At 68.4% G+C, this 22,605-nt stretch carries 28 protein-coding genes; 14 read left to right on the top strand and 14 right to left on the bottom strand.

Annotated features, from left to right (window positions below):
- Positions 1-6 precede the first annotated feature (6 nt).
- The 3 genes from BEP68_RS08765 to BEP68_RS08755 are packed head-to-tail and all read left to right on the top strand — an operon-like array spanning position 7 to position 2,875.
- Positions 7-336: a metal-sulfur cluster assembly factor gene (locus tag BEP68_RS08765; protein ID WP_053096448.1), complete on the top strand. Its 330-nt coding sequence runs from the start codon at positions 7-9 to the stop codon at positions 334-336.
- Positions 337-338: 2 nt separating this feature from the next.
- On the top strand, positions 339-1,493 hold the full coding sequence (locus BEP68_RS08760) for a MalY/PatB family protein (protein ID WP_072591383.1): 1,155 nt from the start codon (positions 339-341) through the stop codon (positions 1,491-1,493).
- A complete protein-coding gene (locus BEP68_RS08755; RefSeq protein ID WP_187249746.1) occupies positions 1,490-2,875 on the top strand; it encodes an MFS transporter in 1,386 nt (461 codons plus the stop codon). Before BEP68_RS08760 ends, BEP68_RS08755 begins: the two co-directional genes overlap by 4 nt.
- On the opposite strand, the gene BEP68_RS08750 is transcribed toward BEP68_RS08755, so the two are convergent.
- The gene (locus BEP68_RS08750; protein WP_187249745.1) at positions 2,823-3,437 is read right to left on the bottom strand and encodes a TetR family transcriptional regulator; all 615 of its coding nucleotides are present in this window, start codon (positions 3,435-3,437) and stop codon (positions 2,823-2,825) included. The two genes, BEP68_RS08755 and BEP68_RS08750, sit on opposite strands and share 53 nt — an antisense overlap.
- Before the next feature lie 53 nt (positions 3,438-3,490).
- Here BEP68_RS08750 and BEP68_RS08745 point away from each other — a divergent pair, with 53 nt between their 5' ends.
- From BEP68_RS08745 to BEP68_RS08735, 3 genes are read left to right on the top strand one after another with little or no spacing between them, the layout of a single operon-like run.
- The gene (locus BEP68_RS08745) at positions 3,491-4,081 is read left to right on the top strand and encodes a biotin transporter BioY (RefSeq protein ID WP_187249744.1); all 591 of its coding nucleotides are present in this window, start codon (positions 3,491-3,493) and stop codon (positions 4,079-4,081) included.
- Positions 4,071-4,763, top strand: a complete 693-nt coding sequence (locus BEP68_RS08740) for an energy-coupling factor ABC transporter ATP-binding protein (protein ID WP_187249743.1) — start codon at positions 4,071-4,073, stop codon at positions 4,761-4,763. The genes BEP68_RS08745 and BEP68_RS08740 overlap by 11 nt, the downstream gene beginning before the upstream one ends.
- Positions 4,764-4,801: 38 nt before the next feature.
- On the top strand, positions 4,802-5,353 hold the full coding sequence (locus tag BEP68_RS08735; protein WP_222839254.1) for an energy-coupling factor transporter transmembrane component T: 552 nt from the start codon (positions 4,802-4,804) through the stop codon (positions 5,351-5,353).
- Here the strand turns inward: BEP68_RS08735 and BEP68_RS08730 are convergent.
- The 4 genes from BEP68_RS08730 to BEP68_RS08715 form a co-directional block, all read right to left on the bottom strand.
- Positions 5,300-6,616, bottom strand: a complete 1,317-nt coding sequence (locus tag BEP68_RS08730; protein WP_187249741.1) for an acyltransferase family protein — start codon at positions 6,614-6,616, stop codon at positions 5,300-5,302. The two genes, BEP68_RS08735 and BEP68_RS08730, sit on opposite strands and share 54 nt — an antisense overlap.
- A 110-nt stretch (positions 6,617-6,726) precedes the next feature.
- Complete coding sequence (locus BEP68_RS08725; RefSeq protein ID WP_053096436.1) at positions 6,727-7,395, bottom strand: response regulator; 669 nt, start codon at positions 7,393-7,395, stop codon at positions 6,727-6,729.
- Positions 7,392-8,657, bottom strand: coding sequence for a sensor histidine kinase (locus tag BEP68_RS08720; protein ID WP_187249740.1), 1,266 nt, complete (start codon positions 8,655-8,657; stop codon positions 7,392-7,394). The genes BEP68_RS08725 and BEP68_RS08720 overlap by 4 nt, the downstream gene beginning before the upstream one ends.
- A 5-nt stretch (positions 8,658-8,662) precedes the next feature.
- The gene (locus BEP68_RS08715) at positions 8,663-9,283 is read right to left on the bottom strand and encodes a DedA family protein (RefSeq protein ID WP_187249739.1); all 621 of its coding nucleotides are present in this window, start codon (positions 9,281-9,283) and stop codon (positions 8,663-8,665) included.
- 197 nt (positions 9,284-9,480) lie between these two features.
- Between BEP68_RS08715 and BEP68_RS08710 the strand changes: the two genes are divergently transcribed.
- The 4 genes from BEP68_RS08710 to BEP68_RS08695 are packed head-to-tail and all read left to right on the top strand — an operon-like array spanning position 9,481 to position 12,946.
- Complete coding sequence (locus BEP68_RS08710; protein ID WP_053096429.1) at positions 9,481-11,079, top strand: ABC-F family ATP-binding cassette domain-containing protein; 1,599 nt, start codon at positions 9,481-9,483, stop codon at positions 11,077-11,079.
- A gap of 47 nt (positions 11,080-11,126) precedes the next feature.
- Positions 11,127-11,744: a pyridoxamine 5'-phosphate oxidase family protein gene (locus BEP68_RS08705; protein WP_053096428.1), complete on the top strand. Its 618-nt coding sequence runs from the start codon at positions 11,127-11,129 to the stop codon at positions 11,742-11,744.
- Positions 11,741-12,175, top strand: coding sequence for a cupin domain-containing protein (locus BEP68_RS08700; RefSeq protein WP_187249738.1), 435 nt, complete (start codon positions 11,741-11,743; stop codon positions 12,173-12,175). Before BEP68_RS08705 ends, BEP68_RS08700 begins: the two co-directional genes overlap by 4 nt.
- 3 nt (positions 12,176-12,178) lie before the next feature.
- Positions 12,179-12,946, top strand: a complete 768-nt coding sequence (locus BEP68_RS08695; protein ID WP_187249737.1) for a hypothetical protein — start codon at positions 12,179-12,181, stop codon at positions 12,944-12,946.
- 6 nt (positions 12,947-12,952) lie between these two features.
- On the opposite strand, the gene BEP68_RS08690 is transcribed toward BEP68_RS08695, so the two are convergent.
- From BEP68_RS08690 to BEP68_RS18180, 4 genes are read right to left on the bottom strand one after another with little or no spacing between them, the layout of a single operon-like run.
- Positions 12,953-13,753 (bottom strand): SURF1 family protein, encoded by an 801-nt coding sequence (locus tag BEP68_RS08690; RefSeq protein ID WP_053096422.1) that lies wholly within the window; start codon positions 13,751-13,753, stop codon positions 12,953-12,955.
- A gap of 8 nt (positions 13,754-13,761) precedes the next feature.
- Complete coding sequence (locus tag BEP68_RS08685; protein WP_187249736.1) at positions 13,762-13,956, bottom strand: hypothetical protein; 195 nt, start codon at positions 13,954-13,956, stop codon at positions 13,762-13,764.
- Positions 13,953-14,309, bottom strand: coding sequence for a DUF3099 domain-containing protein (locus BEP68_RS08680; protein ID WP_187249735.1), 357 nt, complete (start codon positions 14,307-14,309; stop codon positions 13,953-13,955). The genes BEP68_RS08685 and BEP68_RS08680 overlap by 4 nt, the downstream gene beginning before the upstream one ends.
- Before the next feature lie 51 nt (positions 14,310-14,360).
- Positions 14,361-14,987 carry a DUF4190 domain-containing protein gene (locus BEP68_RS18180; RefSeq protein ID WP_187249734.1) on the bottom strand — a complete coding sequence of 209 codons (627 nt, stop codon included), beginning with the start codon at positions 14,985-14,987 and terminating at the stop codon, positions 14,361-14,363.
- Positions 14,988-15,121: 134 nt separating this feature from the next.
- Here BEP68_RS18180 and BEP68_RS08670 point away from each other — a divergent pair, with 134 nt between their 5' ends.
- Positions 15,122-15,829, top strand: a complete 708-nt coding sequence (locus tag BEP68_RS08670) for a beta-ketoacyl-ACP reductase (RefSeq protein ID WP_053096412.1) — start codon at positions 15,122-15,124, stop codon at positions 15,827-15,829.
- A 21-nt stretch (positions 15,830-15,850) separates the two neighbouring features.
- Here the strand turns inward: BEP68_RS08670 and BEP68_RS08665 are convergent, their stop codons facing one another.
- The 3 genes from BEP68_RS08665 to glgC form a co-directional block, all read right to left on the bottom strand.
- Complete coding sequence (locus BEP68_RS08665; RefSeq protein WP_056278873.1) at positions 15,851-16,549, bottom strand: alpha/beta fold hydrolase; 699 nt, start codon at positions 16,547-16,549, stop codon at positions 15,851-15,853.
- Positions 16,550-16,581: 32 nt separating this feature from the next.
- Positions 16,582-17,217 carry a phosphoserine phosphatase SerB gene (gene serB / locus BEP68_RS08660; protein ID WP_053096408.1) on the bottom strand — a complete coding sequence of 212 codons (636 nt, stop codon included), beginning with the start codon at positions 17,215-17,217 and terminating at the stop codon, positions 16,582-16,584.
- A gap of 61 nt (positions 17,218-17,278) precedes the next feature.
- A complete protein-coding gene (gene glgC / locus BEP68_RS08655) occupies positions 17,279-18,520 on the bottom strand; it encodes a glucose-1-phosphate adenylyltransferase (protein WP_053096406.1) in 1,242 nt (413 codons plus the stop codon).
- Between the two features lie 69 nt (positions 18,521-18,589).
- Here glgC and glgA point away from each other — a divergent pair, with 69 nt between their 5' ends.
- From glgA to BEP68_RS08640, 3 genes are all read left to right on the top strand, one after another.
- Positions 18,590-19,774 carry a glycogen synthase gene (glgA, locus tag BEP68_RS08650; protein ID WP_187249733.1) on the top strand — a complete coding sequence of 395 codons (1,185 nt, stop codon included), beginning with the start codon at positions 18,590-18,592 and terminating at the stop codon, positions 19,772-19,774.
- Between the two features lie 17 nt (positions 19,775-19,791).
- Positions 19,792-20,577 (top strand): ABC transporter ATP-binding protein, encoded by a 786-nt coding sequence (locus BEP68_RS08645; RefSeq protein ID WP_187249732.1) that lies wholly within the window; start codon positions 19,792-19,794, stop codon positions 20,575-20,577.
- Between the two features lie 91 nt (positions 20,578-20,668).
- A complete protein-coding gene (locus tag BEP68_RS08640) occupies positions 20,669-20,926 on the top strand; it encodes a type B 50S ribosomal protein L31 (RefSeq protein ID WP_042537536.1) in 258 nt (85 codons plus the stop codon).
- Between the two features lie 96 nt (positions 20,927-21,022).
- On the opposite strand, the gene BEP68_RS08635 is transcribed toward BEP68_RS08640, so the two are convergent.
- Together BEP68_RS08635 and BEP68_RS08630 are read right to left on the bottom strand one after the other, a co-directional pair.
- Positions 21,023-21,304: a hypothetical protein gene (locus BEP68_RS08635; protein WP_187249731.1), complete on the bottom strand. Its 282-nt coding sequence runs from the start codon at positions 21,302-21,304 to the stop codon at positions 21,023-21,025.
- A 53-nt stretch (positions 21,305-21,357) separates the two neighbouring features.
- Entirely contained in the window at positions 21,358-22,605 is a 1,248-nt protein-coding gene (locus BEP68_RS08630; RefSeq protein ID WP_187249730.1) for an alpha/beta fold hydrolase, read from the bottom strand.

Below are 22,605 nucleotides of genomic sequence, written 5' to 3'. Positions count from 1 at the left end.
ATTCGCATGACAGCCACCCTCACGGACGCGAAGTACGACGAGGTCACCGAGGCGCTCAAAGACGTCATGGACCCGGAACTCGGGATCAACGTCGTCGACCTCGGCCTCATCTACGACCTCGCCTGGGATGACGAGAACGATGCTCTCGTCATCCACATGACGCTGACCAGCGCCGGCTGCCCCCTGACGGACGTGCTCGAGGACCAGACCGCGCAGGCTCTGGACAACGTCGTCGACCGCTTCCGCATCAACTGGGTGTGGATGCCGCCGTGGGGTCCGGAGAAGATCACAGACGACGGGCGCGACATGATGCGCGCCCTCGGCTTCGCGATCTGAGAATGCTCGAAGTCACGGCTCTGCCTCTGGCGGAGCTCAGACGACGTAGCAGCGAGAAGTGGCGGGAGTATCCCGCCGACGTGCTTCCGCTCTTCGTCGCGGAGACCGATTTCCCGCTCGCACCGGAGGTCTCGAACGCGTTGCGTCGCGCCGTCGAGCTCGGAGACACGGGGTACATCGCCTCGCGGACACCATTGCCCGACACCTACGCGGCGTTCGCACGCCGTCGCTTCGGCTGGGAGGCGGATCCGACGCGGATGCGCACCACGGCCGATGTGAGCATGGGCATCGTCGAGATTCTCCGCCGCGTGACGCAGCCGGGAGAGCGCGTGGTCGTCACCCCTCCCGTGTACCCGCCGTTCTTCGACCTGGTGTCCGAGGCCGGCGCCGAGGTGGAACGGGTGCCTCTCATCGACACGGGGATGGGGTGGGAACTCGATCTCGACGGCGTCCGTGCAGCGTTCGAGGACGGCGCGACCGCGATCCTGCTCTGCAATCCGCACAACCCGACGGGCACCGTCCACAGTCGCGACGCGCTCGCGGCGCTGGCCGAGATCGCCGACGAGTTCGGCGCGGCGGTGGTCTCCGACGAGATCCACGCGCCGCTCGCCCAGCCGGGAACCGGCTTCACGCCGTTCCTCGACACGGGCGAGGCCGCCGAGCGCGTGGGGTATGCGGTCGTCAGCGCGAGCAAGGCCTTCAATCTGGCCGGCCTCAAGTGCGCCCTCATGGTGACCGCTTCCGATTCGACGAGCGCGGTCGTGCGCGGGTTGCCGATCGAGGTCGAGTGGCGCACCGGTCAGTTCGGTCTGCTCGCGGCTGTCGCCGCCTTCTCGGAGGAGAGCGATGAGTGGCTGGACGGGCTGCTCGCGACACTCGACGCGAACCGCGTACTCCTCGAGGACCTGCTCGCATCGAAGCTCCCCGGTGCCCGCTACCGGATGCCCGATGCCGGCTACCTCGCCTGGATCGATCTCTCGGCTCTCGGATGGGGCGACAACCCCGCGCGTCGGATCCTCAAGGAGGCGAAGGTGGCCCTGCACTTCGGCCCCGCCTTCGGCGAGCAGGGCAGGGGATTCGTGCGGTTGAACTTCGGGACGAGTCCGGAGATCATCACCGAGGCCATCGAGCGCATCGCGACGCTCGTGGATCGATGACGGTCGATCGCGCGACATCGTCGATCTGGGACCGAGAACGCCTCTGGGTCACCGCCGGCGCGGTCGCGCTGATCTTCCTGGCGGCGATCGAGGCTCTGGCGGTGACGACCGTCATGCCGATCGTCAGCGAGGCGCTCGACGGCCAGGCGCTGTATGCGGTGGCCTTCGCGGGGACACTGGCGACGAGCGTGATCGGGATGGTCGCAGCGGGTGCCTGGTCGGACGCTCGCGGGCCCCGGGGTGCGCTGTACGCCGCCGTGTCGCTGTTCATCGCCGGCCTTCTGCTGTCGGGGTTCGCGGTGACGATGGATCAGTTCCTCATCGGCCGCCTGGTGCAGGGGCTCGGTGCGGGCGGACAGACGGTGGCCCTGTACGTCGTGGTGGCCCGCCTGTATCCGCCCCACCTGCACGGAAGGGTCTTCGCGGCGTTCGCCGCGGCCTGGGTGGTGCCGTCGATGATCGGCCCGTTCCTCGCGGGTGCCGTCGCCGAGTACCTCGACTGGCGGTGGGCATTCCTCGGGGTGGCCGTGCTGACGACGGCCGCCTTTCTCATGATCGCGATCCGGTTGCGCGGCGTCGACCTCGGGCATGGCGAACCACAGGACCGTCGAGCTCTCGTGACTCGTCTGATGCTCGCCGTCGTCGTCGCGGTGTTCGCCGTGCTGATCGGCTTCACGGCCGAGATGACCGCGCAGATCGGATGGTCGGTCGCACTGGGCTCGGTGGCCGTCATCGCCGTGGCCGTGCTGCCGCTGCTCCCTCGACGCACTCTGCGCGCCGGCCGGGGCCTGCCGAGCGTCGTGCTCATGCGGGGCGTCGTCGCCGGCGCGTTCTTCGCCGCGGAAGCGTACATCCCGTACCTGCTCATGGAGAGGTTCGGGTTCACGGCGACGTGGGCGGGCATCGCCTTGATGTTCGCCGCGTTCGCCTGGGCCGGTGCGTCCGCGCTGCAGGGGAGGTTCGGTGAACGTCTCGGCAACACGAGGATCACCGTCATCAGCCTCTCGCTACTGGTCTGTGCTCTGGTGTTCGTGCTCCTCGCAGCGCTCTGGGGGTTCTCGCCGCTCGTCGTGGTGGTGGGATGGGCCTTCGCCGGCGGCGGCATGGGTCTGCTCTATCCCCGCCTCACCGTGCTCACGCTCGCGTACTCGGATGCCGGCAACCAGGGCTTCAACTCGTCAGCTCTGTCGATCTCGGACTCCACGGGCGCCGCGGTCGTCATCGCTCTCGCGGGTCTCGCCGTCGCCAGCCTCGGCGGTGGTGCGAGCGCCTTCGGCGTCGTCTTCGCGTTCTGTCTCGGTCTGGTGCTCCTGGCGTTCGTGCCAGGACTCAGGCTGGGGCACGCCGCGGAGCTGACGGATGCGGAGTCGCGCGAGCGGTGAGGCCGGCGCCGGACGACTCTCCGGCGAGCGCGGCCACGCCGAGGTCGAAGACGCGGTCGAGTCCCGCTGTGACGTCGATCGTGTGGTCGTCGAGCGCTGCTCCGTGGCTGTCGGCGTGCATCCGCTGCTGAACGAGAGTCGCATGGCCGAGCACGAAGTGCAGGAGTGCGGCTGCTCGCTCCGGTGCGTCCGACAGGCCGTGGCGCGTCAGCGCGGCTTCCAGTGCGGTGTGCGCATACGACGAGCCGAGACGCAGGGCATACGTGCTGAGCACGAGCTCGGCCCCGTCGCGATAGGTGAAGAGCGCGTCGCGGATGCTGCGGGCGGTGGTCAACACGTCCGCATCGTCGCGCGGGATGCCCGCGGTGATGCGATCGGCCAACTCCGCCAGCAGCTCCTGCTTGCTCGAGAAGTGCCAATAGAGAGCACTCGGCTGCACATCGAGCCTGCCGGCGATCCGCCGCATCGAGAGGTCGGCGAGGCCGACCTCGTCGAGGAGCGCGAGTGCAGCGCGCGCGACGCCGTCGCGGTCGTGACGGGTCGAGTTGTGCTCCGGGGCCATCCCGTCAGTATAGTGAACACCGTTCAAGTGAACGGTGTTCAGGAAGGTGATGGATGATGGCTCGGCACACAGACGACCTCGGTCGCGAACTCGCGAGGGTGGCGATCTTCGCCGCGCTCATCATCGTCCTCGGAATGGTGACGATCCCGATCCCCGGCGGGGTGCCCATCACCGCGCAGACCCTGGGGGTGATGCTTGCCGGCGCTGTACTCGGCCCGCGGTCGGCCCCGCTCTCGGTGCTCCTCGTGTTGGTGCTGGCAGCGGTCGGGCTCCCCGTCCTCGCCGGTGGCCGTGGCGGTCTCGGCGTCTTCGTCGGTCCGACAGCCGGCTACCTGCTCGGGTGGCTCCTGGGCGTCATCGTCATCGGACTGATCGTGCGCAGCGGTCGGCCCAGCTGGTGGCGGATCGCCCTCGGGGTCGTCGTCGGCGGCATCGTGGTCGTGTACGTCTGCGGGGTGCCCGTCACCGCGCTCGTACTCGGGCTCGACCTGGGACCCACCGCACTGGCGAGTCTCGTCTTCCTCCCCGGCGATCTGCTCAAGGCGGCAGCGGCCACAGCGCTGGTTCTCGCGCTACGGCGCGCGTACCCTCGAGCTTTCGGCACGAGTGCCCCATCCGTTCCGGCATCCGTCCGTGCGGTCTGAGACCTCGACCGGATCGATCTCGGTCGACGATGTCACCGTGGAGCGGGAGGGGCAGCCGATCCTGCGCGATGTGAGCATCGAGCTCACGACGGCGAGGATCGCGGTCATCGGCGCGAACGGTTCAGGAAAGTCCACTTTCGCGCGTCTGCTGAACGGCCTCGTGCTCCCGGATGCAGGGCGCGTGACGGTCCACGGTCTCGATTCTCGTAGGGATGTGAAGGCTCTGCGGCGGCGGGTGGGTTTCGTCTTCACCGATCCGCAGGCGCAGATCCTCATGCCTACGCCTGCCGAGGACCTCGCGCTGTCGCTTCGCGGATCCTCTCGTGCGGACGTCGACAGACGCGTGGCCGCGGCACTCGCCGAGCACGGCTTGACCGATCGGGCGGACGTGCCGGCGTCGGAGCTGTCCGGCGGTCAGAAGCAGATGCTGGCTCTCGCGTCTGTCCTGATCACCGAACCGCAGCTGATCGTCGCCGACGAGCCGACGACCCTGCTGGACCTGCGCAACTCCCGACGGATCTCGGATCTGCTGCTGGACCTTCCCGCGCAGGTCGTCATCGTCACCCACGACCTCGAGCTCGCAGCGAGGTGCGACCACGCGGTCCTCTTCGAGGCGGGCTCGATCATCGCGTCGGGCGCCCCGCCGGACGTGGTCGCCGAGTATCGCGAGCTGGCCGCGTGATCCAGTCCTATCGGCCGGGGGCGAGTATCGTCCACCGGATGCCGGCGGGCCCCAAGCTCGCCGTCTTCGCCGTGCTCGCGCTCGTCTCGTCCGGCTATCCGCACGATCGATGGAGCGTCACAGCCGCGCTTCTCGTCGTCTGCCTGCTCTATCTCGCCGCCGGCCTTCCGGTGACGACCCTGCTCGTCGAGGCGTGGCGGCTGCGGTGGCTCGTCCTGGTTCTCGGGGTCGCCCTGTGGATCTTCGCCACACCGCTCACGGCATGGGTCAGCACGGCCAGGGTGGCATCACTGCTGCTGCTGGCGTCGCTTCTCACGATCACCACCCGGATGGGCGATCTGCTCGCGGTGCTGCATCGGATGCTGAGACCGCTGCGCCGACTGGGCATCGATGCGGATGCCGTCGCGATGACGATCTCACTGACCCTCACGATGATTCCGGTGGTCGCAGGCTTCGCCCATGCGGTCACCGAGGCCCACCTCGCACGCGGCATCCGTCGCGGCGTGCGAGGCGCGGTGCCGCTCATGGTCAGGACACTACGCCACGCGGACGACGTCGGCGACGCTCTCGCCGCTCGCGGTCTCGTGTGATCGGCGGGCGATGCGCAGGGACAGCAGCATCCCGCCGGCGGCGACCGAGGCAGTGAGCACGGTCGTCCCCGCGACGAGGAGCAGGACGACGGAGGCGATGCCCAGGACGGCGGCGATCACGACCCGGTGCGTCCTGTCAGCGGATCGCGGCGACGGCTGCGTCTCGATGCGGGTGAGGGAGGTCGCGATCGCCGCTGTCAGAGTCAGGGCGACGGCGAGCCAGATCGGACGCGACACCCACCAGGAGACGGAACTCGGATCCGGCAGCGCGATTCCGCTGACGAGTGAGGCGACGGCCGAGATCCCCGCCATGGCGAGCAGTACCGGCATGTGCCACAGGTAGATCGTCATGGTGCGGCGATTGACGAAGGCGCCGAACGCGGCGGGGACCGGCCGGTGGCTGAGCTCGTCGATGCGATCGCGCAGAAGCGAGACGGCGCTCAGGTGCACGACGCCGACGAGCAGCAGCGCGGCGGTCGGGGGATTGATGTTCGCGATGAGGTCGGGGGAGTAGATCCCGGTCGCGAACGCTGCGATGAGGGCGGTCAGAGCCGCTGCTCCCACCAGGGCCCGCGTCGCTCGAGGCAGCCGGTCGATCGTGCCGTCGGCGAGGAAGAACCCGATCTGCTGGAGTGCGAGCCACACGAAGGCGAGATTCAGGAACCCCAGTCCCTCGACCCCGGTGCTCGCCCGGGCCACATCGACGCAGACCGATGCCCACACGAGGGCTGCGACGGTGACCAGGGGCCTGCGTGCGTGGGCTCTCGAGAGTGCCGGGAGGAGCGCCTGACAGCCCAGGAAGACTCCGAGGAACCACAGCGGCTGGCTGTAGCGGAAGCCGGCGGTGGCGATGATGTCGGCGGGAACCCCTGCGACGCGGAGAGCCGCGAGCGCGACGCCGACGACGGCGATGGCGAACAGTGCGGGCCGGAGCAGGCGATGCACGCGGGCTGCGATGAAGTCGGATGCGGAGCCGCCGCGCGCCTGCGACCGCCGGAAGGCGATGTGACCGGCGAAGCCTCCGATGATGAAGAACAGCGGCATGACCTGGAGGACCCAGCTCACGGGGATGATCCACGAGGTGCCCTCGCTCGCGTTCGCGAAGACCGGGCTGCCGTCGGCGACCGTGACGCCCACCATGATGGCGTGAAGCAGCACGACTCCTGCGACGCAGATCGCTCGCAGCAGGTCGATCGCGGCATCACGACCGGCCGGCAGCGGGGGTCGGGGAGCGATGCGGGGCGGCGCTTCGACGATGGCCATGGAGTCCTCCTCGGATGGGTGTCCGAGGAGCGTATGGACGCGGTGCCGGTCGGGGGATCACCCTCCGGGCTGGTTCGCACCCCTACTGCGGTGTGACCCGGAGCAGCGGCTCAGGAGGGCTCGACGAGACCCGTGTCGTAGGCGAGGATCACGGCGTGCACGCGGTCGCGGAGTCGGAGCTTGGCGAGCACCTTGCCGACATGCGTCTTCACGGTCTGCTCGGCGATGAAGAGGTCGGACGCGATCTCGCTGTTCGACCGTCCGCGACCGATGAGCACCAGCACCTCCCGCTCCCGATCGGTCAGGTCCGCGAGCGAGGTCGCCGCCTTCGCGGTGCGGGGCCGACGTCCGGCGAACTGCTCGATCATGCGCCGCGTCACACTGGGGGCGAGCAGGGCATCGCCGCCGGCGACGACGCGCACGGCGTGCACGAGCTCCTCGGGAAGAGCGTCCTTCAACAGGAATCCGCTCGCGCCGGCCTCGAGCGCGTCGTAGACGTAGTCGTCGATGTCGAAGGTCGTGAGCATGAGGATCCTCGGCACATGAGCCGCAGGGTAGGCGGGTCCGAGGATGCGCCGAGTGGCCTCGATGCCGTCGACCTGCGGCATCCGCACGTCCATCAGGATGACGTCCGGATCGAGGCGGGCAGCGAGGGTGATGGCTTCGGCTCCGTCGGCCGCCTGGCCCGCGACACGGATTCCCTCGTGCGCATCGAGCAGAGCGGCGAATCCGGCGCGCACCATCGCCTGGTCGTCGGCGATGAGGACGCTGATCGTCACGGGTTCTCCTGGGTGATCGGAGCGGTGGTCTCGCTCGATGGACGCTCGTGCAGCGGGAGGGAGGCGATGACCTCCCACCCGCCCTCGGTGGTGGGGCCGGCGGTGAAGGACCCGCCGAGCAGTTCGACGCGCTCACGCATGCCGCGAAGTCCATAGCCTCCGCTGGGGTGAGCCGGTGGGGTGGTGGCGCGGCCGTTGCGGACGCGGATGCCGATGGCGTGGAGATCCGCCTGCAGGCGCACCGTGACGGCGGCGCCGGACGCGTGCCGTACCGCGTTGCTGAGCGCCTCCTGCGCGATGCGGAAGGCGGCGATCTGCACGGCCTGCGGGGCGTCGGTGAACGCGCCCGTCATCTCGAGCCCCACCGTCACGCCGGCGCGCCGGATCGTGTCGACGAGGGCCGGGATGTCGTCGATGCTCTGCTGCGGCGCCAGCTCGGCCGCCTGATCCTCGGTGCGCAGCACGCCCAGCATCCGCCGCATCTCGGTGAGCGATCCCCGCGCTGTGGCCGCGATGCTCTCGAACTCCGACGTCGCCGCGTCGCCGATCTCGGGCAGTCGGTATCGAGCAGTGGACGCCTGCACCTGGATGACCGACATGCTGTGGGCGATGACGTCGTGCAGTTCGCGAGCGATACGGGTGCGCTCCTCGACGAGCGCGCGGCGGGACTCTTCGAGGGCTGAATGCTCCCGTTCCTTCGTGAGCTCGGCAGATACCCTCACGCGTCCTGCCACCAGTATGGCGACCAGGAACACGGCTGCGGCCACAGACGTGGTCACGATGAGATCTGCCGTGGCGCTGCCTGCCGTCGCCGGAGTGGCGACGATCTCGGGGCGCAGCAGCGGGGCCGTGAGGGAGAGCAGCGCGCCGACGCCGAGCGGGACGACGCCCAGGCGCGCGCCATGGACGAAGGTCACGACGCCCACGAAGAGGACGAAGGTGACGAGCGCGGGCACCGACCACGGCCACGGCGCCTCGGTCGCCTGATCGGGCACGACCAGCAGCGGGAGCGCGAACGCCGCAGAGCAGAACATCGCGATCGCCCACCGCGGATACCGCAGGGAGAGCAGCGGTGCCGAGCAGAGTGCGGCGCCGAGGATGAACGTCAGCGGCAACGCGGTGCCGTACAGCACGGTCTGCAGCGACACGAGCACCGCGAAGAGCGCGAGGCTCGCCACGGCGAGCGCGGCGAGCGCGGCCGTTCGACGGCTGATGCGGGGAGTCCGCGGTGTGTGGGGTGTGCGGGGCAGGCGACGTGCCATGAGTGTCATCCTGCCAGTTGCGGGACGGGGGCGCGTCGACGCCGGGCAGCGGTGACGCGGTCGATGACCAGTCCGATGATGAGAGCGACCCCGATGCCGATCCCGGCGCTGGCGAGGGGCTGATCTTCGATCCACGATCCGGCGAGCAGCCCGATCGCCAGGCTCAGCGCGCTCCAGCTGAGACCGGCCACGACGCTCAGGGGAAGGAAACGCCTCCAGGGGAATCGCAGCGCGCCCGCCGACATGTTCACAGCGACACGGCCGACAGGGATGTATCGAGCGCCGAGGATCAGAGCCGCACTGCGCTGGTCGAGGGCGCGTTCCGCGTGGGCGAAGGCCGAGGCGATCCGCGGTCGACGCATCCACGCCCAGCGGGTCGTGCCGAGTCGACGACCGAGCACGAATGCGATGTTGTCGCCGATGGTCGCGCCGAGGGCGGCGACGAGCCCGAGCGGGATCAGCGCCCATGGCTCTCCTGAGGATGCCAGCACGGCGGCTGCCGCCACGAGCACGGTCTCACTCGGAACAGGCGGGAAGAAGCCGTCGATGATCGTCACCGCGAGCAGCACGGCATACAGCCAGGGGGAGGCGACGGTCTGCAGGATGAGCTCGTTGATGACGTCCACCTCAGCAGGCTAGAAAGCGGAGGGCACGCAGGGCATCACCCTGAGGTATCGATCGCATCCACCCGCAGAGGTAGATCTGTGCACAGGCCGACGACTGCACCACGATCCGTACGTCGACTGAACACCCAGCCGAGCGATCTATACTGGGAGTTTGGCCCCTCGGCCTGAACCCCCTTGAAAGAACGGACATCCCGCCTGTGCTTGCCGTGCACGAACTCGAGATCCGCGTGGGCGCACGCCTCCTGATGGAGAACGTGTCGTTCCGTGTGAGCGACGGAGACAAGATCGGTCTCGTCGGCCGCAACGGTGCAGGCAAGACCACGCTCACCAAGGTGCTCGCCGGCGACGTCCTTCCCTCTGGGGGCACGGTGACGCGCTCCGGAGAGCTCGGCTACCTGCCCCAGGATCCCCGTTCGGGCAACCCGGAGGATCTGGCGCGCACGAGGATCCTCGATGCCCGCGGACTCGGACAGCTGAATCTCGGCATGACCGAGGCCTCGCTGGCCATGGGCTCGGAAGACCCCGCCGTGGCCGAGAAGGCGATGAAGCGCTATGCGCGCCTCACCGAGCAGTTCGAGGCACAGGGCGGATACGCCGCAGAAGCCGAGGCGGCATCCATCGCCAACAACCTCTCGCTGCCCGACCGCATCCTCGATCAGCCGCTCTCGACGCTCTCGGGCGGACAGCGTCGTCGCATCGAGCTCGCGCGCATCCTGTTCTCGGATGCGGAGACGATGATCCTCGACGAGCCGACCAACCACCTCGACGCCGACAGCGTCGTGTGGCTGCGCGAGTTCCTCAAGAACTACAAGGGCGGGCTGATCGTGATCAGCCACGACGTCGAGCTCGTCGGCGAGACCGTCAACCGCGTCTTCTACCTCGACGCGAACCGCCAGATCATCGACACCTACAACATGAACTGGAAGAACTACCTGCGCCAGCGGGTGGCCGACGAGGAGCGACGCAAGAAGGAGCGAGCCAACGCCGAGAAGAAGGCCACCACGCTGCAGCAGCAGGCGGCCCGCTTCGGTGCGAAGGCGTCGAAGGCCGCTGCCGCTCACCAGATGATCGCGCGTGCCGAGAAGCTCCTCGCGGGTCTCGACGAGGTCCGCCAGGAAGACCGGGTGGCGAAGCTCCGCTTCCCCAAGCCCGCCGCCTGCGGCAAGACCCCGATGATGGCGACGGGGCTGTCGAAGTCGTACGGATCGCTCGAGATCTTCACGGATGTCGACCTCGCGATCGACCGCGGATCGAAGGTCGTCGTGCTCGGCCTCAACGGTGCGGGCAAGACCACGCTGCTGAGGATGCTCGCCGGAGTCGACGAGCCGGACACGGGTCAGCTCGAGCCGGGCCACGGACTCAAGGTCGGTTACTACGCGCAGGAGCACGAGAACCTCGACGTGAACCGCTCGGTGCTCGAGAACATGGTCTCGGCCGCTCCGCACATCACCGAGATGGAAGCGCGCAAGGTGCTCGGATCCTTCCTCTTCACCGGCGACGATGTGCTCAAGCCCGCCGGGGTTCTCTCGGGCGGCGAGAAGACGCGTCTCTCGCTGGCGACCCTCGTGGTCTCCTCGGCCAACCTGCTGCTGCTCGATGAGCCCACCAACAACCTCGATCCCGCGTCTCGCGAGGAGATCCTCGGCGCTCTCGCGCACTACGAGGGTGCAGTGGTCCTCGTCTCGCACGACCCCGGTGCGGTGCAGTCGCTCAACCCGGAGCGCGTGCTGATCCTTCCCGACGGTGTCGAGGACCTCTGGAGCCAGGAGTACCAGGACCTCATCGAGCTCGCCTAACGCGTCCGGGGTGGGCCACGTCCGACGGGAGTGGCATAGTCGACAGGGTGACCCATGACGACTCCGACCTCGCCCTCGATCCGCTCAACGACTGGCTCAGAGGACGCCACGCTCTCACCGGCGTCGCTCCGGACTGGGACATCCGCGACCTGCCGGATGACCCGGCGGTCCTGTTCGCCGAGTGGTTGCGCGCCGCCGCCGCAGCCGGGGTGGCGGAACCGCACACGGTGACGCTGGCGACGGTCGACGCCGACGGGATCCCCGATGCGCGCACGCTCATCCTGAAGAGGATCGACGAACGAGGGTGGGCCTTCGCGAGCACGCGGTCGTCCCGTAAGGGGGCGCAGCTCGGCGCAGTGCCGGCAGCGGCCCTGAACTTCTGGTGGCAGCCGCAGGTCCGTGCAGTCCGCGTGCGCGGCCGCGTGGAGGAGGCGACGCCCGAGGAGAGCGCCGCCGACCTCGCTGCTCGCTCGGCGGCCGCACAGGCCGGCATCGCCGACGGGGACTGGGTGCTCTGGCGCATCGTCCCGAGCCGCATCGAGTTCTGGCAGGGGGAGACCGATCGGAACCACACCCGTCTCGTGTACGAGGCATCCGCGGACGGCTGGAGCCGGGCGCTCTCCGGTCGCGCCGCTGACCGCATCGAGGAGGAGGCTCGCGCATGAGCGACTTCCAGGTCATCGAGATCGGTGCGCTGGACGAGTGGCGTGAGCACCACGGCGGCTTCGATGCCGCGCGCTCCCGCGACGGTCGCCGCGTCGTCGACCACGAGCTGACGATGCAGTTCATCGGACTCACCGCGAACGCGCTCGCTCCGGGTGAGGAGGCGGGGTACTGGCACGTTCATTCACGCATCGAGGAGCTCTACGTCTTCCTCGAGGGGCGCGGGCAGATGGGTCTCGACGACGAGATCGTCGAGGTCGGCCCCGGCACCGTGATCCGAGTCGGTCAGGGGGTCGCCCGCACCTGGCGGTCTCACCCTGGCAGTGCGGGGGAGCTCCGCTGGCTGTGCATCCGGGCCGGAGGCCAGGAGCTGCCGCCTCTTCCCGATGACAGTACGCGCCTGCCCGACCGGCCGCTGCCCTGGACCGACTGAACGATGAGCGAGGTTCTCCCGCCTCCGCCGTCAGAGGCCCCGAGCTTCGCCGACGACTTCTCGACGGGGCTCGACGACGAGAAATGGGTCGCCCACTACCTCCCGCATTGGACGGTTCCCGAGAGGTCGGCGGCGCGATATGAGATCGTCGACTCGGTGCTGCGCCTGCGTATCGACAGCGATCAGCTCGATTGGCGGAAGGAGGATGCCCCGCTCCGTGTGTCGAATGTGCAGACCGCGGTGTTCTCCGGATCCGTCGGGTCGGCGCGCGGCACGCACCGACATCGTTCGGACGGTCTGGAGGTACGAACGGAGACGCCTCTGCACTTGCTGTTCGCTCCCGCCCGCGGACGCATCGATGTGACCGTCGCCGCGAGCACCGACGAAGGATGCATGCTCGCCGCCTGGCTCGTCGGGATCGAACACCTCTCGGAGAGGGATGGCGGCGAGATCTGCATCTTCGAGATCGACGCGGATGCGGTCTCGAATACGACTCGAGCGCGGACCGGCATCAAGGCGCACGGTGATCCGCGTCTGCAGACCGACATGGCCGACGTGGTGCTCCCCTTCGACGCGAGCGAGCAGCACACCTGGACAGTCGTCTGGGGTGACGGCGAGACGGTGATCGGGTGTGAGGGGAGGGTGCTGCGGCGGATCCCGCAGTCGCCCGACTATCCGCTGATGCTCCTGATCGATCTCTTCGAGATCGGGACGCCCTCGGGCAGCTACCCCAAGTCCGCCCTCGTCGTGGACGTGCGGGCCTGGGGCTGACGCGTCTCAGCGAGCATCGAGGAGCTCGTCTTCGACGTCGGCATCGCTGTCACGGCGCCGGGACTTTTTGACGGGTGCCGGCATCCCCTCCACCTCTTCGCGGTGCTTCACGATCTCGGTGCGGATGATGTAGCCGATGAACACGAAGCCCATCAGCGCGAACAGGATCCACTGGATCGCATACGACAGATGCGGGCCGGGGTCGTCGGTGGGGGAGTCGAAGCGGCCCAGGGTGCCTTCGCCCGCCGGTTCCTCGCTCACGATCTGCCCGTATGCGCTCGTGATCACGTCTCCGTCGACCAGCTCGGCGATCGAGGGGAGGTTGATCGTCGGCACCTGGCCCTCGGGAGCGCCGCGTCCCGAGGCCGGCAGCTGCTCCCCGGGACGCAGACGCACGATGACCTCGACCTCTCCGCTCGGAGGCGCAGGAACGGCATCCGGGGAATCACCGTCGCCGGGCGGCACCCATCCGCGGTCGACGATGAACACACGTCCGTCGACATCGCGGAACGGCACCAGAACCTCGAACGCACTCGTGCCGCCGTGGGGCCGATTGCGCACGAGGAGCTGGTCATCGGCGATGTACTCGCCGTTCAGGACGACAGGATGCCAGACGTCGCCGGGCTCGAGGGCTCCGTCGGCGCCGATGAGGTCGGACAGCGGGACGGGATCCGCGTCATAGTTCTTCTCGACGAGAGCGATCTGCTCGGATCTCGTCTCGTTGCGCTCGAACTGCCAATTCGACAGGAAGGCGCACCCGACCGCGAAGCCGATCGCGATCAGCACGTACACGGTCCATCGACCCATCCGGGCACTCACGAGGGCACACCATCTCTCACTGTCACGGGGAAGTCTCTGGCAGCCAGGTAGTCGTGGAGGAACGAGACATGCTCGTCGCACGCGAGCCAGATCTTCTCACGGTCGGCGGCATGGATACGCGGATTGCGCCACACCACCTGCGTGGTCGCCGCGCTCCGGCATCCGGCACGCGAGCACTCCAGTCCACTCACTCGCGATCCTGGCGGCTTTCGTGGATGGTGATGACGTGAGGCGGCGGATCCTGTTCGGCCGGCAGCGTCGGGGCCGGGGCAGGTGCCTCCAGCTGCTGCACGGGAGATTCCGCCGTCGTCTCGGTGCTGTCGCTTCCTGCGTTCGCGAACACCACCGCGATGTAGGGAAGGAGCGCGGCCGCGAGCGCGAAGACCCATGTGTACCAGCCGTAGGGCTGCACGAACATCATGAGCGCGAAGCAGACGATGCGGATCGTCATCGTGAGCGCGTATCGGCGCACGCGGTGGTCCGCCTCGTCTTTCGGCGACTGCGGAAGCGAGGTGACAGCAGGGACCAGTGGCTTGCTCTTCACGATGAGTCCAGCCTACGCCGGTGCGGGCACCACGGCGCGCCCGTCTGCCGCTCAGGTCGAGAAGAGGAAGGGCAGGGTGAAGGCGCCGAAGAACAGGAACCCGATGACCGTCATGACGATGCCGATGACGAGCACCGCGACCATGATGTACCCCATGATGAGGCCGGCGAAGGCCATGCCGCGTCCGCCGATCGAGGGGTTCGCCTTCGTCTGTCGGAGCGCCATGTGGCCGGTGATCACGGCGACGATCGAGGCGAGCAGAGGCACCACAGCCCAGAAGAGCAGGACTCCGGCGATTCCGCAGATCAGCGACGTGACCGCGAGTCCGCTCGCCGGGCGAGGTGCGGGATAGTTCGGTGCTGCGTAGTTCGGTGCCGCGTAGTTCGGGTATCCGGTGGCGGGTTGGCCGGGATCGGACGTCGGGTAGGGCGACGCTGCAGGCGCTGAGCCGTAGGGGTGCATCGATCCGCCGCCGTGGACAGGTTGGCTCGGCGCGAAGGAAGGCGCGGCGCCCGGGTACGCCTGGGTGGGCGACGCCGGAGGGGCAGTCGGGTACGACGGCGGCTGCGCCGCCGGAGAAGCTGCCTGGTAAGGCTGTGCGGGTGGTGCCGACGCTGCGGGCGGCGGGGGAGTCGGCTGCGGTCCGCCCGAAGGGGTGGGGATGCTGTTGTCGCTCACGGTGGCGCCTTTCGTCGGGTTCAGCGTTCCAGTCGCGGCGTCCGTCTGTCAAACGTCGCCGGTCGGACGGCGGCATCCTCGGTAGGATCGAGGACGACCAGGCCCCGACCCGAGCGGCCAGATCAGGAGTGGAAATGAGTTCTCGCGTCGTCCTCGTCACCGGCGGCAACCGCGGCATCGGCCGCGCCATCGCAGAGCGGTTCGTCCGTGACGGATACCGCGTCGCAGTGACGGCGCGGAGCGGGGAAGGCCCCGACGGCACGTTGACGGTCCGCGCGGACGTCACGGACGCCGCGGCTCTCGACGCGGCATTCACCGAGGTCGAGCAGCAGCTCGGGCCGGTGGAGATCGTGGTCGCCAACGCGGGGATCACCAAGGACACTCTCCTCCTTCGCATGAGCGAGGACGATTTCGACAGCGTCGTCGCCACCAACCTCGGCGGAACGTTCCGTGTCGTCAAGCGCGCGTCCAAGGGCATGCTGCGGGCTCGTTTCGGACGCGTCATCCTCATCTCGAGCGTCGTGGGCCTGTACGGCTCGGCGGGGCAGGTGAACTACTCCGCATCGAAGAGCGCACTGGTGGGCTTCGCGCGATCGCTGACCCGCGAACTCGGCGGACGCGGCATCACCGCGAACGTCGTCGCGCCGGGCTTCATCGAGACCGACATGACCGCAGAGCTGCCCGAGGAGACTCAGAAGCAGTACAAGGCGAACATTCCCGCCGGACGCTTCGCCACTCCTGACGAGGTCGCGGGTGTGGTCACCTGGCTCGCGGGCGACGACGCCGGCTACATCTCGGGCGCGGTCATCCCCGTCGACGGCGGCCTCGGGATGGGGCACTGAGCCGAGGCCGACGCCCTGTCGTCACCGACGGGAGACCGCCGCGTCGATGAGCTCGGCCAAGCGGCCCGGAACCGAGAACTGCGGCCAGTGTCCTGAGCCGATGCGGATGACCTCGGCGTCGCCGATCGCTCGGAATTCGTCCGCGTACGGGCCCCACTGCTCGAGCTCCGACTCGAGAGTCTCCTGATCCATCGCGCCCATCAGCAGTGTCACGGGGACCCCGTGGCGCTGCTCCGAGCGCAGCTCGATCGGATCGGTGGGCACCCGCGCGGGAACGCTCCGAGCCAGCGGAGCGGTGCGGGCGCGGGTCGAGTCGTCGAGGTCGTCGACGTCTTCGGCGGGGAAGTAGTCCCACCCCGGGAAGGGGACGACGCCGTCGACGACCTCGAATTCGCTGATGCCGAATCCGGAGGGCGGCGGCACCGTGTCGACGAAGACGACACGCGAGACGAGGTCGGGCCGTGCGTCGGCGACGCCCCAGGCGACGTTGCCGCCGCCGCTGTGACCGACGACGGCGACGGGTGCCCCGATGTCGTCGACCGCGGCCACGGCGGCATCGACCCACTCGGCGATTCCGATGTCGGAGGAAGCGGCGGCGGGGAGACCGACGCCGGGCATCGTCAGGGGATGCACCGAGTGCCCCGCGCGTTCGAGGTCGGCGGTCACCTCGCTCCAACTGGACGCGTCGAGCCAGAGACCGGGGATGAGGATGATGTCCATGCCCCGACGCTAGACGGGGCCTCGGACATCCGCTAGGGCAGCAGCGCGATGACCTCGGAGAGGTCCTGCGGACCGATCACGAGGCTCGCCGCCGCGCGTACGGCAGGCTTCGCATTGAACGCCAGTCCGAGACCGGCGACGGCCATCATCTGCAGGTCGTTGGCTCCGTCTCCGATCGCGATGGTGGCGTGACGGGGGACCCCGAGCTCGTCGGCCCAGTGCTGCAGTGAGGCGGCTTTCACGGCGGCATCCACGATCTCGCCATCGACGCGGCCGGCCAGGGCGCCGTCCACGATCTCGAGGCGGTTGGCGCGCCACCGGTCGACGCCGAGCCCGGGGGCGACGTCGTCGAGGATCTCGTGGAACCCTCCGGACACGACTCCCACGACACCGCCGCGCTCATGGACGGCCGCAGTGAGCTCGCGCACCCCAGGGGTCGGCTCTATGCGCGCCAGCACGCGCGCGAACCCCGACACCGGTACGCCTTCGAGCGCAGCGACGCGGGAGCGCAGGCTGGTGGCGAAGTCGATCTCGCCGCGCATCGCGGCTTCGGTGGCCGCCTGCACCTCGGGGCCCCGCCCGACCTCATCGGCGATCAGTTCGATCACCTCGTTGCGGATGAGGGTGGAATCGGCATCGAGGACGACGAGGAAACGCGCGGCAGTCACGCCTTCGAGCCTATCGACAGCAGAACGGCCCGCTGTGCAGCCGCGTATCGCGGCGACACCGTCACCTCTCGATGAACAGGCCCTTGCCCACCACGGTGATGCCGGACTCGGTCACGGTGAATCCGCGAGCCAGATCTCGCTCGCGGTCGACGCCGACGGTCGCACCGTCCGCGAGGACCACGTTCTTGTCGAGGATGGCTCGATGGACTCTGGATCCCGCTCCCACCCGCACCCCGTCGAAGACGACGGAGTCGGTGATGGTGGATCCTCCTCCGGCGAGTGTCCACGGACCCACGACGCTGCGCTCCAGATGAGTGCCCGAGAGCACGGATCCGAGCGACACGATCGAGTCGATCGCATTGCCGATGCGCCCGACGGAGTCGCGCACGAACTTCGCGGGCGGCGAGTTCACGGCCTGCGAGTGGATCGGCCACTCCATGTTGTAGAGGTTGAAGATCGGAAGCGTGGAGATCAGGTCCATGTGCGCGTCGAAGAAGGAGTCGATCGTACCCACGTCGCGCCAGTACGAGCGGTCGCGCGGCGATGAGCCGGGGACGTCGTTCCGCTTCATGTCGTAGTAGCCGGCCTCGCCTCGATCGACGAAATACGGCACGATGTCGCCGCCCATGTCATGCCCGGAGGTCGGCGATTCGCCGTCTGCCTCGACCGCGGCGATCAGCGCATCCGCGTCGAAGATGTAGTTGCCCATCGAAGCGAGCACTTCGTGGGGCGAGTCCTCGAGGCCGGCGATGTCGGTCGGCTTCTCGAGGAACTGCTTGATGCGGCCGGACTCGGTGTCGGCGTCGATAACGCCGAACTGGGACGCCATGGCGAGCGGTTGGCGGATGCCCGCGACGGTGGCCTTCGCGCCGGACTCGATGTGGGCGTCGAGCATCTGTCGGAAGTCCATGCGGTAGACGTGGTCGGCGCCGATCACGACGACGATGTCGGGCTTCTCGTCGTTGATGAGGTTCAGGCTCTGCAGGATCGCATCGGCCGAGCCCGAGAACCAGCGCTTTCCGAGACGCTGCTGCGCGGGGACCGAGGTCACGTACGAGTCGAGGAGAGCTGACATGCGCCACGTCTGCGAGATGTGGCGATCGAGGCTGTGCGACTTGTACTGCGTGAGTACGACGATCTGGCGCAGACCCGAGTTGATGAGGTTCGAGATCGCGAAATCGATCAATCGGTACTGTCCGCCGAAAGGCACTGCAGGTTTGGCCCGATCGGCCGTGAGGGGCATGAGACGCTTTCCCTCGCCGCCGGCGAGGATGATGCCGAAGATCTTCTTTGGTGCGGACATGCACCAACCATAGATGCGATTCGGCTCGGCTAACTAGCATCTGGACAACTGAGTCACTACCGTCTAGACATGCGCGTCGAGATGATCACGAAGGAATACCCGCCGGAGATCTACGGAGGTGCCGGTGTGCACGTCGCCGAGCTCGTCACGGCCCTGCGGCAGAATATCGATGTACAGGTCAGAGCCTTCGGAGCTCCTCGTGACGAGGCGGGAACTTTCGCCTACCGGACACCTTCAGGACTGGCCTCCGCGAACCCCGCGCTGCAGACCCTCGGGACGGACCTCGAGATCGTCGCGGCGATCTCGGACGCCGATCTCGTGCACAGTCACACCTGGTACGCGAACTTCGCCGGGCACCTCGCCTCTCAGCTTCACGGCATCCCGCACGTCCTCACCGCGCACAGCCTGGAACCGCTGCGCCCGTGGAAGGCCGAGCAGCTGGGCGGGGGATACGCGGTGTCGAGCGGAATCGAGAAGCTCGCGTACGAGAACGCGGCGGCGGTGATCGCGGTCAGCGCCGGCATGCGCGAGGACATCCTGCGGAGCTACCCGTCGGTCGACCCGACCCGGGTGCGCGTGATCCACAACGGCATCGACGTGGATCGCTGGCGGCCGGTGCAGAACCCGGCGTTCCTCGAGTCGGTCGGTATGGATCCGACCAGGCCGTCCGTCGTGTTCGTCGGCCGGATCACCCGGCAGAAGGGCCTGCCGTACCTCCTTCAGGCCGCTCGTCTGCTGCCCCCGGAGGTGCAGCTCATCCTCTGCGCCGGCGCGCCGGACACCCCCGAGATCATGGCGGAGGTGCAGGAGGGCGTGCGGCTTCTCCAGCAGACCCGCGAGGGCGTCGTCTGGATCGATCGGATGCTGCCGCGCGACGAGCTGTCGGCCATCCTCACCGCGGCGACGACATTCGTGTGCCCGTCCGTCTACGAGCCGCTGGGAATCGTGAACCTCGAGGCCATGGCCTGCGGCGCTGCCGTCGTCGGCACGGCGACCGGCGGCATCCCCGAAGTCGTCGACGACGGGGTCACCGGCCGCCTGGTGCCGATCGAGCAGCTCCAGGACGGCACGGGGACGCCGGTCGATCCGGAGCGCTACGTCGCCGACCTCGCTGACGTGCTCACCGAGGTGACGTCCGATCCCGAGCGAGCCCGTGCCTACGGCGCAGCCGGCCGGGAGCGGGCTCGCGACGAGTTCAGCTGGGGCGCGATCGCCGACACCACGCGCGCGCTGTACGCGGAGCTGACCGCCTGAGCCGATAGGCTGGAGGCATGTCGAGCGCTCTGGAATTCACCGACGTCGTCGTGCGCCGCGAGGGGCGCAACATCATCGATCACGTGACCTGGCAGGTCGACGGTGATCAGCGGTGGGTGATCCTCGGACCCAACGGCGCAGGCAAGACGACGCTGCTCCAGCTGGCTGACACGCTGATGCACCCGACGTCCGGAACCGTCACGGTGCTGGGAGAGACCCTCGGACGCACGGATGTGTTCGAGCTGCGCCCGCGCATCGGCTTCGCGTCCTCCGCGATGGCGAAGCGCGTGCCGCGCGAAGAGACGGTTCTGAACACGGTGCTCACAGCGGCATACTCGGTGCTCGGGCGATGGAACGAGAGCTATGAGGACATCGACGAGCGTCGTGCGCTGCGCGTCCTCGGCGATTGGCGACTCGACCACCTCGCCGACCGGACCTTCGGAACGCTGAGCGACGGCGAGCAGAAGCGCGTGCAGATCGCCCGCGCCGTGATGACCGACCCCGAGCTGCTGCTGCTCGACGAGCCGACCGCGTCTCTCGACCTCGGCTCTCGCGAGGAGCTCCTTGCACTCCTGAGCGGCTATGCGTCGTCGCCGACGACGCCGGCGATGCTGATGGTCACGCACCACGTCGAGGAGATCCCGGTCGGATTCACTCATGTGCTGCTGATGCGCGAGGGGCGCATCGTCGCCGCCGGGCCCGTCGCCGAGACTCTGACGGCCGAGGCTCTGACCGAGACGTTCGGCATGCCGATCGTCCTCAGCAGCGAAGAGGGTCGATATGCGGCCCGCGCGGCATCCTGATGCGCATCTGATAGAATCGATCCTTGGTGCTCTCTGCACCGCAGACTTCCCTCGTCCCTGGCACAATCCAGGGCAGCAACTAAGGAATCCCATGAAGACTGACATTCACCCCGTGTACAAGGCTGTCGTGTTCCGCGACCTCGGCTCGGGCGAGACGTTCCTCACCCGTTCGACTGTCTCGAGCGACAAGACCATCGAGCTCGACGGTGTCGAGTACCCGGTGATCGACGTCGAGATCTCCTCGGCATCGCACCCGTTCTACACGGGCAAGCAGCGCATCATGGACTCGGCCGGTCGCGTCGAGAAGTTCAACCAGCGCTTCAAGGGCTTCGGCGGATCGTCCAAGTAACGACCCCCGCGATCGAAGGCCCCGTGTTCCTCGGAACACGGGGCCTTCGTCGTCTGCAGTGGGTTCGTCTTCTGCGGTCGGAGAGCGCGCGAGTCGTCACACGTCGATGACGATGCGCTCTCCGTCGATGCGGCCCAGCGGGTCGCCAGGGGCCGGTGCGGGGGCGGTGCGCTGAGTCTGACGGTCTCGCTCGGCACCGGCTTCGTGCGCCGACGGCATCCACACCGCGTCGAACGATCCGCCCAGGCCGCCGCCCGCGCTCTCGTACTTCTTCTCGAGCGGAGTACGGGCGTAGACCGCCACGATCACCACCACGACCGCCGTCGCGGCCACGAGGAGGATCGCGATCGTCAGCAGGGTCCCGAGAATGTCGGCCATGACTCCAGGCTAGGCGGGACGGCTCCGATCGGCATCCGTCTGCAGGAGGATCCTCAGCGGATGCGTCGGCCCTGGGCGAGATCGATGAGATGCGTCAGTACGGGACCCGACCGCAGGCCGTTGTGCTCGTGTTCGCTCGTCACCCAGAGCTTCACGCCCGGCAGCAGGCGCGCGGTCTCGAGGGAGTACTCCAGCGGCACGTAGACGTCGTTCACGTACACGGCGGCCGCGCCCGTCGCACCCGAGGTGGCGATGGCGACCTCGTCGTAGATGCGCGGCCACTCGAACTCGGCGAGCGCGAGCGTCACATCGCGCCACGGCCGGAAGGCCGGCACGGTCTCGGTCCAATCGCGGCGGATGTGCTCTCCGGTGAACAGCGTGACGTCGTCCCGGAAGTCCTGGGGCTCCGTGCGCTCGGCGGACCAGCGGGTCGCGTGTCCGCTGGCGTAGCTCGACTCGTGGAAGACGAAGTAGAGCGGGTTGCGCCCGCTGTAGGGCAGCGCGTGCATGAGTTCGTGGCGGAACGCGTTCGATGCGGCATCTCGCTCCAGAAGCGACCACAGGGTCTGCCAGCCCTCGTTGGTGCCGAGCGCCGAACCCACAGAGCGCAGTCGAGACGGCGAGACCACCTCGCCGTCGGGGAGCATGATGTCGCCGGCCGCTGCCCGGTCGACCAGACCCCGCATGACGTCGCGATGCTGCGGGAATCGCCGGTAGTACTGCTCGGAGGCCGCGCGCATCTTGTCATAGCAGAGCGCGTACACCTCGTCAGGATGACGATCGACGGTGCTCAGGCCGCCCGTGATGAAGACGTCCGCCAGCGAGTCCGCATCGGTGGACAGATAGGCCAAGGTCGTGAACCCGCCGAACGACTGGCCGAGCACGCTCCACGTCTCAGCGCTGAGGTGCTCGCGCATCGCCTCGCAGTCCCGGACGATCGAGTCCGCGCGGAGATGGGTCAGGTACTCGGCCACTGCCTCGGAGCCTCGTGCGAGGTCGCCGTCGCCCACGGGCGTGGACAGGCCGGTGCCGCGCTGGTCGAGCATCACGACGCGGTAGTGCGCGAGGGCCTCGTCGAGCCAGGCGGGGGAGGATGAGGCGTGGAAGGGTCGCGGCGCTTCGTGACCGGGGCCGCCCTGCAGGTAGACGAGGAAGGGGAGTCGCTCGCCTCCCTCGCGGGTGACGACGCGGGCGAAGATGTCGATCGTGCGGGTGTCTGCGGCGTCGCCCCAGACGAGCGGCACGGTCAGCGTGTGCTCCTCGATCGTGAGGTCGAAGAGGCGGTGGATGGTGGTGGTCAT

The sequence above is a fragment of the Microbacterium sp. 4-7 genome (assembly GCF_014332665.1).
GTDB lineage: Bacteria > Actinomycetota > Actinomycetes > Actinomycetales > Microbacteriaceae > Microbacterium.
This window is presented reverse-complemented; position numbering and strand designations above follow the sequence as displayed.